Here is a 12,957-nt window from a genome sequence, read left to right as displayed (position 1 = left end):
TTTCGCCTGATTGTCCCAGTGTTTAAGCACCCTGTTTCCGCGCTCTGCCTCTGCTGGCGTAAAAAAGTGGGCAGATAATTGCTGGAAACGTGATCAATCTAACACCCGGCAGATTGACCGTAAAGAAAGTTGCGCTACTTAACAGTTTAGCACGTTCTGACCCGCTTCCTGCATTTTCAGCACCGGATCGCACGCGACGGCTTGAGAAACCGGGCCGTCAGCCGCGCGCCGACCCTTTTCAATCCGTTGAAACTGACAGTATTCGCCCAGAGATGATAGGATATTCAGTGAACGATAAAAATGGTTAACAGCATGTTAGACAAAATTTTCAGAATTGCTACAAGACAAAGTCCGCTCGCACTGTGGCAGGCACATTATGTTCAGCAACGCCTCATGAGCGCCCATCCGGGCCTGCGCGTTGAGCTGGTGCCTATGGTCACCAAAGGTGACATTATCCTCGACACGCCGCTGGCGAAAGTCGGTGGCAAAGGGCTGTTTGTCAAAGAGCTTGAGCTGGCGATGCTGGAAGGCCGTGCCGATATGGCGGTACATTCCATGAAGGATGTGCCGGTCAGTTTTCCCGACGGGCTGGGCCTGGTGACCATCTGTGAGCGCGACGATCCGCGCGATGCGTTCGTTTCTCATCATTATGACTCTATCGATGCGCTGCCTCAGGGCGCCATCGTCGGAACGTCGAGCCTGCGTCGTCAGTGCCAGATCAGCGCGCGTCGTCCGGATCTGGTTATCCGCTCACTGCGTGGCAACGTCGGCACCCGCCTCGGTAAACTCGATGCCGGTGAATATGATGCCATTATCCTGGCCGTTGCCGGGCTGAAGCGACTGGGACTGGAAGATCGCATTCGTCAGGCGCTGCCTGCCGACGTTTCACTGCCCGCCGTGGGCCAGGGGGCGGTCGGCATCGAATGCCGTCTCGACGACACGACCTTGATCGGCCTGTTACAGGCGCTGAACCACGCCGACACCGAAGTCTGTGTCAGAGCGGAGCGTGCCATGAATACCCGCCTGGAGGGCGGCTGTCAGGTGCCGATTGGCAGTTTCGCCGTGCTGGAAGGTGACGATCTCTGGCTGCGCGGCATGGTCGGCGCACCGGATGGCCGGGTCATGGTCAGCGGCGAACGCCGCGGCCCGCGCGCGCAGGCGGAGCAGATGGGCATTTCACTCGCCGATGAACTGCTGAACGGCGGCGCGCGTGAAATCCTGCAAGAGGTCTATCAGGGGCAGCCGCCGGCATGACCATCCTGGTGACGCGCCCGGAACCCGCAGCGGCAGAGCTGGTGTCACGCCTGCATGCCATTGGTAAACAGGCGTGGAGCCTGCCGCTGATCGAATTTGCGCCGGGCGCTGACCTCCCCTCTCTGCCTCAGACGCTCGCCGGCCTGCGCGCCGGTGACCTCGTTTTTATCCTTTCACAGCAGGTTATTCACTACGCACAGCACCGGATCAAAGCGTGGCCCCCTGAGCTGGACTATTATGCAATTGGTCGCAGCACCGCACTGGCGTTTCATACCGTCAGCGGTCAGCAGGTGACCTGGCCTCATGCGCAGGAAACCAGCGAAGAGCTGATCCGGCTGAATACGCTTCAGCAGGTGGCCGGTAAACGTGCGCTGATACTGCGTGGCGATCCCGGACGCGAACTGCTGGCAGAGACGTTAACCCGGCGCGGTGCCGAGGTGACGTTTGCTGCCTGCTATCAGCGCTGTCAGAAGCACTACGATGGCCCGGTTGAGGGGCGTCGCTGGCGCGATCGCGGCGTCTCTGTGCTGGTGGTGACCAGCGGTGAAATGTTACAACAGCTTTTTTCGCTGTTCCCCGCAGTTGATCGCGAGGAATGGCTGCTCAACTGCCGACTGATCGTCGTCAGTGAACGTTTGGCTACTCTGGCCGCAGGATTGGGTTGGCAGGATATTCAGGTAGCCGATGGTGCCGATAACGATGCGCTGCTGCGCGCGTTACGCTGAACTTTAATAATGGGATGTGCCACATATGACGGAACAAAAAGACTCCTCCGCCATGGTTGAAGAAACCACCCCAGCGGTCGACCGCTCTCCTTCCAGCAACAGCACACCACCGCGTCAGGCGAAAAATGGTGGCATGGTGCTGGGAGCAGTGGCGATTGTCATCGCGCTGGCAATAGGTGCGGGTTTATACCTTAACGGGAAACATCAGGCCGATTTGCAGGCACAAACCAATCAGAAGCTGAGCGATCAGTTAAGCGCGTTGCAGCAGCAGGCCAGCAGCGATAAACAGCAGCTGACACAGCAACTGAGTGGCGCAGAAAGCGCCCTGCAGACGGCGCAGGCCCAGCAGACCGCCTCTGCAAAAGAGCTGGAAACGCTGCGGGAAAAAATGGCTGTTATCTCCGGCAACGATGTGCGCAGCTGGCTGCTGGCGCAGGCGGACTATCTGGTGAAGCTGGCCGGCCGTAAACTCTGGAGCGATCAGGATGTCACCACCGCGGCGGCACTGCTGAAAAGCGCCGATGCCAGCCTGGCCGACATGAACGATCCCAGCGTCATGAACGTGCGTCGCGCCCTGACCCAGGATATCAGTAACCTCTCCGCTGTGACTCAGGTCGACTATGATGGCGTGATCCTCAAGCTCAATCAGCTGTCGAACAACGTTGATAATCTGCGTCTGGCGGATAACGACAGTGATGATGCGCCGATGGACAGCGATGGCGGCGAACTATCAGGTTCCGTGCGCGAATGGCGGCAGAACCTGGTGAAAAGCTGGCATAACTTTATGGATGATTTTATTACCATCCGCCGCCGTGACAACACCGCTCAGCCCCTGCTGGCCCCTAATCAGGACGTTTACCTGCGTGAGAATATCCGTTCACGCCTGCTGATTGCGGCGCAGGCTGTACCGCGTCATCAGGATGAGATCTACAAACAGTCTATCGATACCGTTTCGGCCTGGGTTCGCGCCTGGTACGACACCAACGATGCCGCCACCAAAGCGTTTCTTGCCCAGCTGGATGAGCTGAGCCAGCAGAACATCAATATGGATCTGCCGGATAACCTGGAAAGTCAGCCGCTGCTGGAGCAGCTGATGCAGACCCGCGTGCGGAACCTGTTAGCGCAACCTTCTGCCGCTGCTAATCAGCAGGGAGGCTAAGGATGCTTAAGGTATTTATCCTCTTTATCCTGCTGATTGCGGGCGTGGTGCTGGGACCGATGATCGCCGGTCATCAGGGCTATGTACTGATTCAGACCGATAACTGGAACATCGAAACCAGCGTCACCGGCCTGGCCATTATCCTGATCATCAGCCTGCTGGTGATTCTGGCCGTCGAGTGGTTGCTGCGCCGCGTGCTGCGCACCGGGGCACGTACCCGTGGCTGGTTTACCGGACGTAAGCGCCGTCGCGCTCAGCGTCATACGCAGTCGGCACTGATGAAGCTGGCAGAGGGCGATCATCGTCAGGCAGAAAAACTGCTGTCTAAAGATGCCGACCACGCCGATGTGCCGGTCGCGAACTATCTGCTGGCCGCAGAAGCTGCGCAGCAGCGTGGCGACGAAGTCCGTGCAAATCAGCATCTGGAGCGCGCTGCGGAGCTTTCTGAAAGCAATACCATCCCGGTTGAGATCGCGCGCGCGCGCATTCAGCTGGCACGTAACGAAGATCACGCGGCGCGTCACAGCATCGATCGTCTGCTGGAAGTGGCCCCGCGTCATCCGGAAGTGCTGCGTCTGGCTGAACAGGCCTATATCCGAACCGGAGCCTGGAGTGCCCTGCTGGATATTCTGCCTGCCATGCAGAAAGCGCAGGTCGGTGACGATCTGCATCGCGAAGCCCTGCAGCAGCAGGCCTGGCTGGGTCTGATGAATCAGGCAATGGCCGATCAGGGCAGCGATGGACTGAAGCGCTGGTGGAACACCCTGAGCCGTAAAACCCGTCAGGATACGACGCTGCAGGTGGCAATGGCGGATCATCTGATCGAATGCAACGATCACGACACCGCGCAGGCGATCGTGCTGGAGGGCCTCAAGCGTCATTATGACGATCGTCTGGTTCTGCTGATGCCTCGTATTAAAAGCGGCAATCCCGAAGCGCTGGAGAAGGCGCTCCGCCAGCAGATTAAACAGCATGGCGCTACGCCGCTGCTGCACAGTACGCTGGGACAGCTGCTGATGCGTCATGGCGAATGGCAGCAGGCGGCTGAAGCTCTGCAGCAGGCGCTGGAACAGCGTCCTGATGCGTTCGATTATGCGTGGCTCGCGGATGTTTACGATCGCCTGCATCGTCCCGAAGAGGCAGCGAAAATGCGCCGCGAAGGTCTGCTGCTGACGCTGAAGAGCAATCCCAACGGCTGATGCCGTCTGGAGACATTAAAAGCCGGGCTTGCCCGGCTTTTTTATGCCCCTCTTCTCTCATCCCGCCCTGACGCAGGCAAAAAAAAACACCTGCCAGGGGCAGGTGCAAGATCAGGTCGGTAAGACAACCGGGAGATACCTGACTCAACGTAGTGTCTGTTAACCCTGTAAGGCTTGCGCGATACAGGCAGGCAGACAACAGGTATCTGAAAATTGGCTCTGCATCATTCCCAGGTTTATGTAGCATCAGCAGACATAAGAGGTGGAATGAGCATCTACATCAGAAGTATTGCACAAGCCATGCCAGGTTGATGACTATTTTTTAAATAATTAAAATTCAGCTAGTTAGGCGCATCAGTCATCTGCGCTGCGGGGGTGTCAGGCAGGAACTGTCGGCATCCGGCGACAGCGGTGGCTTTCGCTGTCTCTGAATGGAGACAGCCAGCCGCGAATCTCCGTGAATCCAGCAATAACAAGGCGTTATCTGTCGGCGATTCACGACGCTGCGTTTATGTTCAGAAGACAGTGTCTGTTAAGGCTGACAGAGGCATGAATGCTGACAGAAAGATGTCAGAGGGCGGTCAGATCTGACTTCGATACATCGCCAGCCGGACGCGCAGGGAACAGGGTCAGAAGAGGAAAACGCCCGGCGCCCGGCTCAAACCTCCTTCGGAGGTCCTCATCCTCTTTTCCTCAGACGAAAAAAAACCTGTCTTTTCAGACAGGTTTCTAAAAATGGTCGGCGAGAGAGGATAACGCCGCTCTTCGAGCTGCGCCCTTCGGGCCGTTGCTGACGCAACGTTGTCTCGCTGCGCTCGGCGCAAACCTCCTCCGGAGGTTCTCATCCTCTTTTCAACAGACGAAAAAAAACCTGTCTTTTCAGACAGGTTTCTAAAAATGGTCGGCGAGAGAGGATTCGAACCTCCGACCCACTGGTCCCAAACCAGTTGCGCTACCAAGCTGCGCTACTCGCCGATTTTTTTAAACTGTTTTGCCTGGTGCGAAGAGAGGGACTTGAACCCTCACGTCCGTTAAGACACTAACACCTGAAGCTAGCGCGTCTACCAATTCCGCCACCTTCGCGTATCCCAGCAAAATCTGGGGTGGCTAATGGGACTCGAACCCACGACAACTGGAATCACAATCCAGGGCTCTACCAACTGAGCTATAGCCACCACAATTCTTCATGATACAGATTACAAACCTGCAGCATTTAAATCTTTACTGCCAACCGCGGTAAATCAACCACCGAAGCTCATGCGCACAAACGATATGGCGCGCCCGACAGGATTCGAACCTGAGACCTCTGCCTCCGGAGGGCAGCGCTCTATCCAGCTGAGCTACGGGCGCGTAGCGCCGTTGCGGATGTGCATACTAGAGATAAGCGCCCATCGTGTCTAGTGCTTTTTAAATAAAAAGACGCGTTTGATTACGCTTTGTGCATTTTGTCGAGAAATAGCGCATTCATGCGCGGGCAGAGACTAAAAATGCGGCATATATCAGCAATATCAGAGATCGCCTCGCCAGTGGTAGCGCAAATATTTCAGCAGTTTTAGCTGCCGCCGCAGGCGGGAGGGCTGACGAATAAGGCGATAAAGCCATTCCAGCCCCAGCCGCTGCCAGATCAGAGGCGCACGCTTCACATGACCGGTGAAAACATCATAGGTGCCACCTACGCCCATATAGAGGGCATCAGGCCAGTGCGCGCGGCACGCCAGCATCAGCAGCTCCTGACGCGGCGATCCCAGCGCCACAGTCACCAGCTTTGCGCCGCTGGCCGCAATCCGGGCAAAGAGTGCATCCTGTTCGGCTGGCGCAAAATAGCCATCCTGCGCCCCGACAATATTGACATTCCACTGGCGGCGCAGCTTATCGCAGGTTTCATCCAGCACCTGCTGACGACCGCCGATCAGAAATACCGGCGTCCCTTCCCGCCCGGCACGCTCCATCAGTGCCTCCCACAAATCCGCACCCGCAATGCGCTGCACCCGCGCCCGGGGATACTTCTTGCGAATTGAACGCACAATGCTGATGCCATCCGCGTAGGCATATTCCGCCTGGGTCAGCAGCGTGCGTAGTCCCTCATCCCGCTCAGCGGTCAGGATCTTCTCCGCATTGATCGCCACCAGAATGCCGCTGCGTACCTGCTGCGGCGGCATCAGAAAACTCACCGCCGACGGCATGTTCTCGAAGCCATACAGCTCAACGCCACGAATCCGGTACTGCGGCGTTTCCGTTAACTTTGTCATATCTTCCGTTAATCCCAGAGGTTAATCAGAGCGGGCTGTGCACGACCCGCCTGCTGCGGTCGCGAATCAAACCTGCGCGATCCAGTAACCAGAAAAGTAATTTAGCCATGCCCAGGCAGGCAGCAAAAATAATACAGAAAAACACCACGCGAGAGCCGAACGCATCGAGCCCTTCGCGTGCCAGCACGATCATGTTAAAGACCGCGCCAAAACAGAAGCTTTGCAGGATGGCGCCGCTGTAGCGATTGGTCTCAAGGCAGCCGCGCTGATAGATCGCATCAAAGGCCTTAATAATCATCCCGACCGCGACCGCGCCGGGAGGAATCGCCCAGACGCCGCCCATCACCACCAGCGAGCCTATCAGCGTGGGTGAAATCGCCAGGCCGGAGTGGTTGTTCAGCACTTCCCAGGTAAAGTAGTTCGCGCTGTTCAGCACCGCCAGCGGCCGATCCGGCCAGAGCCAGGTCGGAATAAACACATAAAAATCGCGCCATAGCGGGGCCAGTCCCTGGAATTCGATTCTGGCGTAGTTATCCAGCAGCAGGGCGAGGTTTTCCCACGGCGAGAACGTATCACGCGTCAGATAGAGGAAGGTATAGAACGCTTCATCGCCCATGACGTCCAGGTTATAGCGGCGCAGCGCCAGCCAGAACATCCCGGCAATCGCCATCACACCGGCGCTCGCCAGCATCCACAGCGTGATCCAGCCGCGGGTAATCCCGATAAACAGGAACAGGGCGAACGCGATAATGATATTGGCGCGGGTCCCCCCGACCAGCGCATAGGTCACTAAACCAAAGGTCACGGTGACCAGCAGGAACAGCAGCCAGTTGCGGCGCGTCGGGCGTAAAAAGTAGGGGATCAGCATCGCCGGAATAAAGAAGTAGAAAAATCGCTTAAGCGCCACGCCCGAGACTTCGCTGGAGAAGATCTGGTTGTAGGCGGTCAGGCGGAACAGCAGAAAGCCGTTGTGAATAAAGAACACCGTGACGGTGCCCAGCGCCACCAGCGCCAGAATCACGCAGGTCAGATGGGTTTCGACGCGATTCATCTGCAGCCAGGGTCTGGCCGGCGTAGGGCTGGCGGGCTTCAGCCGTATTTTATAGCTGACGTAATAGATGGCATAAAACGCCGTGGCCGACAGCAGCGCCTCCAGCAGATTTTCAACCGGCACAACATCGACATTAAAACGGAACACCAGCACCGAGGTCAGCGGGAAGCCGAAATAGAAAGTCAGCAGAAACAGCAGCGTGAAGAAGAGATGGAAGTTAAAACGGACACGCTTAAACTCCCGCCAGGTCAGGGTCAGGATAAAAACCAGCGACAGCAGATAGACCACCAGCAGGCCGCCAAACTGCATCAGACTCATGACAACTCCCCTTCGCTGAGCTGTAACGCCGCCCGCCATCCGGCCAGATAGCCCGGCGCAAAAAAGGCGATAGCCTGCTTATCACAACTCGCCAGCTGACGCCGCGCCTCAGCAATCACTGCAGGCGTCAGCGCATCTTCGCTGAACAGGACCGGCAGCTGCTGCTCAGCCACATCACGCCAGAATGGATTCTTACGGGTCAGGACAAATGGCACTCCGGCCTGAATCAGCAGGCAGAGCGTTCCCACACCCTGCTGACGTTCAAACATAAAATAACCGACATGGCAGCGCGCCAGCAGGGCCAGATAGTGCTCAAATGGCAGATTTTCACGGATCAGATTGACCTGCCCGTTCGGGAACAGCGTCTCTGCAGCGGCCTGAATCTGGCTGATATAGGCCTGGTTGCCCGGTGGATAGCCCAGCGGAACCTCGATGCGCACCTGCCCGCCAAACTGCGCGCGAATCGCCTTCAGCCCTTCAATATGCCGGTTACTCGGATCGCCGGAGTTACCCAGCAGCAGCGTAAATGGCTCGGAAGGCGCAGACGCGATGGCGGCGGCGGGCATGCGGGTCGGGAAATAGAGCAGTGAACCGGGTACACGGCGATGGCGCTGCTGATAGTGATGCAGGTCGCCACGGGTCGCAAAAACCTGAGCCACGCGGCCCTGGGCGATCCGGCGAATTTGATAGAACAGACGAAACTTCAGGCTGCGCGAATCTTCATAGAGATCGGCTCCCCAGACGTGCCAGTAGATCTGTGAGCGGTGCAGTTTCCCGATGAGCAGCGCCAGCCAGATCCACGGGTTAAACTGTCCGTGACAGAAAAAGCGCTGCTGACGATGTCTGGCCCGCGCCACGACCGCCTGCGCCAGCGCTTTCTTGCTGGCAAAACATTCGATCTGCAACGCGCTGAAGGGGGCCAGGCTTTCGGGCTGCTGCGTCACCACCATAAAATGGCGTGGCGAAGCCACAGGCTGCTCAACGCTGAGGACGTCGTTGAAAAAGCGCAGCACCGTCTGATTGTGGTGGGGAATGTCCGATCCCAAAACGTGAATTAAAGTCATTTTTTCCGGCAGTAAACAATAAAAGCGCCACAGCACAGGGCAAAGTAAATCATATAGGTCAGCATATAAGCCTGTGCTGCCCCCGTTGCGCCATAGAGCGGGATCAGCCAGCGCGATAACAGGGTCAGCAGCAGGAACTGACTGATCTCAGTCAGAACATAAAAGCGCAGCGAGGCTTTGGCGATCACCAGATATCCGAAAACATAGGCGCCAACTTTAAAAACATCGCCGCACAGTTGCCAGACAAAAAGATCGCGCATCCCGCGAAACGCCTCAGAGAACAGCAGGCTGATAGCAAAATCGCGCAGCACCCAGACGCCAAAGCTGGCAACCGCGACGGCAGGCAGGACAAAGCGCAGCGCACGACCAATCTCACGTGCGATATCGCGTTTGTTGTCGAGCCGCGCCAGCGTCGGCAGCAGCCAGACGCTGAAGGTGGCGGTGATAAACTGCAGATAGGCATCGGAAATGCTGGTGACGCCCTGCCATAATCCGACCTGCGCCCAGCCCTGCTGCTGCGCCAGCAGATTACGCATCAACACCCAGGCGACAGGCAGGGTGACGGCCGTGATCAGCGCCATCAGCGTATATTTTGCCAGATTCCCCGCCAGTTCAGGATGCCATTGCGGACGCAGCCAGCTCAGCGGCAGCGGCACGCGGCGTTTCAGCATCATCAGCGCCGGCAGCAGCAGTAAGGCCGGAACCAGCGCCAGCCCGATCAGTGCGCCCTGATAGCCACCGGCCCACCAGCAGACCAGATAGCCTGCCACACCGATCAGACTGCCGAAGATCAGCGCCAGCGCATTGCCGCGCGCATCGCGATACCCCTTCAGCAGCGCCAGGGTAAAGTTGGCCCAGGCGATGCCGAGCTGCAGAAAGGCCACCACGCGGATGACCCCCTGATAGCGGTCGTGACCAAACAGCGCGGTGCTGATGGGGCCCGCCGCCAGCAGAAACAGCAGCGCCAGCACCCCGGAAAAGCCCATCACCAGGGTCGATGCCGTTCCCACCATCGCCCGCAGCCGGTCGGGCTGCTGCTGATACTGCGCGACATAGGTGGTGACGCCGTTGAAGATACCCGCGCCCGCCAGCACGCCCAGTACGGTAATCAGCTGACGGAAATTCCCCGCCTGGCCGACGCCCTCCGGTCCGAAGCTGACCGCCAGCAGTTTAACGACCAGCAGACCGGCCACAATTTTTACCAGCGTGGACGACGCGGTCCACACTGAGGCTCTGGCAAGTGACATCAGGAGAAGAAGCTCAGCAGCGAGCTGATGACAGTGCTCTGGTTGTTATCTGACAGGTTATAGAACAGCGGCAGGCGCAGCAGGCGTTCACTTTCGCGGGTGGTGAAGCGATCGTCGCCGGCAAAGTGCGAGAATCGCGCACCGGCAGGCGAACTGTGCAGCGGAATATAGTGGAATACCGTCAGAATCTCGGCCTCTTTCATCCAGTTGATCAGCGCCTGACGATCGTCCTGATCGCGCAGTTTGATATAGAACATATGCGCATTGTGCTCACAGCTGGCCGGGATCACCGGCAGGCTGATGCGGCCCTGAGCCGCCAGCGGCTGGAGGGCGTCGTAATAGCGCTGCCAGACACGCAACCGCTGCTGATTAATTCGCTCAGCGGCCTCCAGCTGCGCCCAGAGCCAGGCGGCCTGCAGGTCGGACATCAGATAGCTTGAGCCCATATCGCGCCAGGTATATTTATCGACCTGTCCGCGAAAGAACTGGCTGCGGTTGGTGCCTTTTTCGCGCACGATTTCGGCGCGCTCAATCAGGCTGGCGTCGTTGATCAGCGTCGCCCCACCCTCGCCACCGGCGGTGTAATTTTTCGTTTCATGGAAGCTGAAGCAGCCGATATGGCCGATGGTGCCCAGCGCGCGGCCTTTGTAGCGTGACATCACGCCCTGCGCCGCATCTTCAATCACAAACAGCTTATGTTTTGCCGCCAGCGCCATGATGGTGTCCATCTCACAGGCCACGCCCGCATAATGCACCGGCACAATGGCGCGGGTTTTTTCCGTGATGGCCGCTTCGATCAGCGTTTCATCGATGTTCATGGTGTCCGGGCGCACATCGACAAACACAATCCGCGCACCGCGCAGCACAAACGCGTTGGCGGTAGAGACGAAGGTGTAGCTCGGCATGATCACTTCATCGCCAGGCTGCACATCGATCAGCAGCGCCGCCATCTCCAGTGATGCGGTGCAGGAAGGCGTCAGCAGCACTTTTTTGCTGTCAAAACGCTGCTCCATCCACTGCTGACAGCGACGGGTAAATCCGCCGTCGCCGCAGAGCTTGCCGCTGTTTATTGCCGACTGCATATACTCGATTTCGGTGCCCACAACCGGAGGCGCATTAAATGGAATCATGACCTTTCCTGTAAAACCAGTAGGCGGTGCTGTCGAGCCGGGCACCGCTGCGTAAATAGAGGCGCATTGCCGTGAGATTGCTGAGCTGGGTGGCAATCCGCAGCTGATTCAGCTGCCGTACCCGCGCCCAGTCAGCCGCCGCCAGCAGCAGCCGCTGACCCAGCCCCTGGCCCTGCGCAGCAGGCAGCACGCCCAGCAGGCCCACTCGGGCATCGCCGTCGACCGCGCGGAGCGAAACAAAGCCCTGAAGCTGCCCTGCGGCATCGCTCGCCACCAGGCACTGATCGTCAAACGAGCCGCGCACCGCATTTTCAATCCACTGCGCGTAAAAGCGACCGCTGGCGTCCGGCGCGTACCAGGGCGCACGGAAACGGCTCTGGCTGAACAGCGCAGACGCCGCCTCACGCAACAGCGGGATCTGCGACTCGCGGGCAATACGAATGCCCGGCTGTCGTTCCGTCTGCGTGACCGCCAGCGTCAGATCCGCCTCCCCTTCTGCCAGCTGAAACTGATGCTGCTGCAGCGTGTCGATCAGCGCGGTTTCGCTGGCCGCCACTTTCATCTGCATCAGCGCACAGGGATGACGCAGCGCCTCTTCCAGTGGGATCTCACCTTCCGCTTCCAGCCGCACGGTCTCAACACCGAAGAACGCGCTCTCCCAGCTAAGGGGATGAATATTGACGTGGACGGGCATGTAATAAATCCAGCAGATATTGGCCGTAGCCGGTTTTTGTCAGCGCTTCGCCTGCGGCGCGTAGCTGCTCGTCGCTCAGCCAGTGATTACGCCAGGCGATCTCTTCCAGGCAGGCAATTTTAAAACCCTGCCGCTTTTCTACCGTCTGCACAAACATGCTGGCTTCGACAAGACTGTCATGGGTGCCGGTATCCAGCCAGGCAAAGCCACGACCCAGCAGTTCAACCGTCAGCTCACCACGGTCAAGATACATCTGGTTGATAGCGGTGATTTCCAGTTCGCCACGCGACGAAGGCTTTACCTGTTTCGCGAATTCGATAACCTGATTGTCATAAAAATAGAGACCGGTTACTGCCCAGCGCGATTTCGGCTGCTGTGGCTTCTCTTCAATTGAGATCGCTCTGAAGTTGTCGTCAAACTCCACCACGCCAAAACGCTCAGGATCCATGACCTGATAGCCGAATACTGTTGCGCCGCGATGCTGCTCGACCACTTTACGCAGCTTAGGGCTGAAGCCCTGGCCAAAGTAGAGATTGTCACCCAGCACCAGGCAGCAGCTGTCATCACCGATAAACGACTCACCGATGATAAAGGCCTGCGCCAGTCCATCGGGACTGGGCTGCGTCGCGTAGCTCAGGCGTATTCCAAATTCACGGCCATCGCCTAAGAGACGTTCGAACTGTGCCTGATCTTCCGGCGTGGTGATCAACAGAATGTCTCGAATACCCGCCAGCATGAGTACTGAGAGCGGATAGTAGATCATCGGTTTGTCGTAGACAGGCAGAAGCTGCTTCGAGACTGCACGGGTTATCGGGTGTAACCGCGTACCCGAGCCGCCCGCTAAAATAATGCCTTTCATCGCTGTTC

The 12,957-nt window shown here is 58.0% G+C and carries 11 protein-coding genes, 4 tRNA genes and 1 other RNA gene; 4 read left to right on the top strand and 12 right to left on the bottom strand.

What is annotated here, in order from left to right; genetic code table 11:
• Positions 1-312 precede the first annotated feature (312 nt).
• From hemC to hemY, 4 genes are read left to right on the top strand one after another with little or no spacing between them, the layout of a single operon-like run.
• Positions 313-1,254, top strand: a complete 942-nt coding sequence (gene hemC, locus AB1748_RS02730; protein WP_111142005.1) for a hydroxymethylbilane synthase — start codon at positions 313-315, stop codon at positions 1,252-1,254.
• Positions 1,251-1,979: a uroporphyrinogen-III synthase gene (gene hemD / locus AB1748_RS02725; protein WP_111142000.1), complete on the top strand. Its 729-nt coding sequence runs from the start codon at positions 1,251-1,253 to the stop codon at positions 1,977-1,979. Before hemC ends, hemD begins: the two co-directional genes overlap by 4 nt.
• A 25-nt stretch (positions 1,980-2,004) precedes the next feature.
• Positions 2,005-3,138 (top strand): uroporphyrinogen-III C-methyltransferase, encoded by a 1,134-nt coding sequence (gene hemX / locus AB1748_RS02720; protein WP_111141999.1) that lies wholly within the window; start codon positions 2,005-2,007, stop codon positions 3,136-3,138.
• 2 nt (positions 3,139-3,140) lie between these two features.
• On the top strand, positions 3,141-4,337 hold the full coding sequence (gene hemY, locus AB1748_RS02715) for a protoheme IX biogenesis protein HemY (protein WP_111141998.1): 1,197 nt from the start codon (positions 3,141-3,143) through the stop codon (positions 4,335-4,337).
• A 736-nt stretch (positions 4,338-5,073) separates the two neighbouring features.
• Here the strand turns inward: hemY and AB1748_RS02710 are convergent.
• The 12 genes from AB1748_RS02710 to rfbA form a co-directional block, all read right to left on the bottom strand.
• A non-coding RNA gene (locus AB1748_RS02710) (RtT sRNA) lies at positions 5,074-5,203 on the bottom strand.
• Positions 5,204-5,235: 32 nt separating this feature from the next.
• A tRNA-Pro gene (locus AB1748_RS02705) sits at positions 5,236-5,312 on the bottom strand.
• Positions 5,313-5,333: 21 nt separating this feature from the next.
• A tRNA-Leu gene (locus tag AB1748_RS02700) sits at positions 5,334-5,420 on the bottom strand.
• A 16-nt stretch (positions 5,421-5,436) separates the two neighbouring features.
• Positions 5,437-5,512 (bottom strand) — tRNA-His (locus AB1748_RS02695).
• Positions 5,513-5,610: 98 nt separating this feature from the next.
• Positions 5,611-5,687 (bottom strand) — tRNA-Arg (locus tag AB1748_RS02690).
• A gap of 158 nt (positions 5,688-5,845) precedes the next feature.
• Complete coding sequence (gene wecG / locus AB1748_RS02685; RefSeq protein ID WP_111139462.1) at positions 5,846-6,586, bottom strand: lipopolysaccharide N-acetylmannosaminouronosyltransferase; 741 nt, start codon at positions 6,584-6,586, stop codon at positions 5,846-5,848.
• 25 nt (positions 6,587-6,611) lie between these two features.
• A complete protein-coding gene (wzyE, locus tag AB1748_RS02680; RefSeq protein WP_111139461.1) occupies positions 6,612-7,955 on the bottom strand; it encodes an ECA oligosaccharide polymerase in 1,344 nt (447 codons plus the stop codon).
• Positions 7,952-9,019 (bottom strand): TDP-N-acetylfucosamine:lipid II N-acetylfucosaminyltransferase, encoded by a 1,068-nt coding sequence (locus AB1748_RS02675; RefSeq protein ID WP_111139460.1) that lies wholly within the window; start codon positions 9,017-9,019, stop codon positions 7,952-7,954. Before AB1748_RS02675 ends, wzyE begins: the two co-directional genes overlap by 4 nt.
• Positions 9,016-10,266: a lipid III flippase WzxE gene (gene wzxE / locus AB1748_RS02670; RefSeq protein WP_111139459.1), complete on the bottom strand. Its 1,251-nt coding sequence runs from the start codon at positions 10,264-10,266 to the stop codon at positions 9,016-9,018. Before wzxE ends, AB1748_RS02675 begins: the two co-directional genes overlap by 4 nt.
• The gene (gene rffA, locus AB1748_RS02665; protein ID WP_367395973.1) at positions 10,266-11,396 is read right to left on the bottom strand and encodes a dTDP-4-amino-4,6-dideoxygalactose transaminase; all 1,131 of its coding nucleotides are present in this window, start codon (positions 11,394-11,396) and stop codon (positions 10,266-10,268) included. The genes wzxE and rffA overlap by 1 nt, the downstream gene beginning before the upstream one ends.
• Positions 11,383-12,090, bottom strand: a complete 708-nt coding sequence (gene rffC / locus AB1748_RS02660; protein WP_111139457.1) for a dTDP-4-amino-4,6-dideoxy-D-galactose acyltransferase — start codon at positions 12,088-12,090, stop codon at positions 11,383-11,385. The genes rffA and rffC overlap by 14 nt, the downstream gene beginning before the upstream one ends.
• Positions 12,059-12,949: a glucose-1-phosphate thymidylyltransferase RfbA gene (rfbA, locus tag AB1748_RS02655; RefSeq protein ID WP_293770623.1), complete on the bottom strand. Its 891-nt coding sequence runs from the start codon at positions 12,947-12,949 to the stop codon at positions 12,059-12,061. Before rfbA ends, rffC begins: the two co-directional genes overlap by 32 nt.
• Between the last annotated feature and the right edge of the window lie 8 nt (positions 12,950-12,957).

The sequence above is a fragment of the Pantoea sp. Ep11b genome, from assembly GCF_040783975.1.
In the GTDB taxonomy this organism is placed as follows: Bacteria; Pseudomonadota; Gammaproteobacteria; order Enterobacterales; family Enterobacteriaceae; genus Pantoea.
This window is presented reverse-complemented; position numbering and strand designations above follow the sequence as displayed.

Excerpts from the sequence above, each read along its gene's own strand:
- AB1748_RS02675 (WP_111139460.1), bottom strand. The coding sequence starts at position 9,019 with ATGACTTTAATTCACGTTTTGGGATCGGACATTCCCCACCACAATCAG.
- hemX (WP_111141999.1), top strand. The coding sequence starts at position 2,005 with ATGACGGAACAAAAAGACTCCTCCGCCATGGTTGAAGAAACCACCCCA.
- hemY (WP_111141998.1), top strand. The coding sequence starts at position 3,141 with ATGCTTAAGGTATTTATCCTCTTTATCCTGCTGATTGCGGGCGTGGTG.
- rfbA (WP_293770623.1), bottom strand. The coding sequence starts at position 12,949 with ATGAAAGGCATTATTTTAGCGGGCGGCTCGGGTACGCGGTTACACCCG.
- hemD (WP_111142000.1), top strand. The coding sequence starts at position 1,251 with ATGACCATCCTGGTGACGCGCCCGGAACCCGCAGCGGCAGAGCTGGTG.
- rffC (WP_111139457.1), bottom strand. The coding sequence starts at position 12,090 with ATGCCCGTCCACGTCAATATTCATCCCCTTAGCTGGGAGAGCGCGTTC.
- wzyE (WP_111139461.1), bottom strand. The coding sequence starts at position 7,955 with ATGAGTCTGATGCAGTTTGGCGGCCTGCTGGTGGTCTATCTGCTGTCG.
- wecG (WP_111139462.1), bottom strand. The coding sequence starts at position 6,586 with ATGACAAAGTTAACGGAAACGCCGCAGTACCGGATTCGTGGCGTTGAG.
- hemC (WP_111142005.1), top strand. The coding sequence starts at position 313 with ATGTTAGACAAAATTTTCAGAATTGCTACAAGACAAAGTCCGCTCGCA.
- wzxE (WP_111139459.1), bottom strand. The coding sequence starts at position 10,266 with ATGTCACTTGCCAGAGCCTCAGTGTGGACCGCGTCGTCCACGCTGGTA.
- rffA (WP_367395973.1), bottom strand. The coding sequence starts at position 11,396 with ATGATTCCATTTAATGCGCCTCCGGTTGTGGGCACCGAAATCGAGTAT.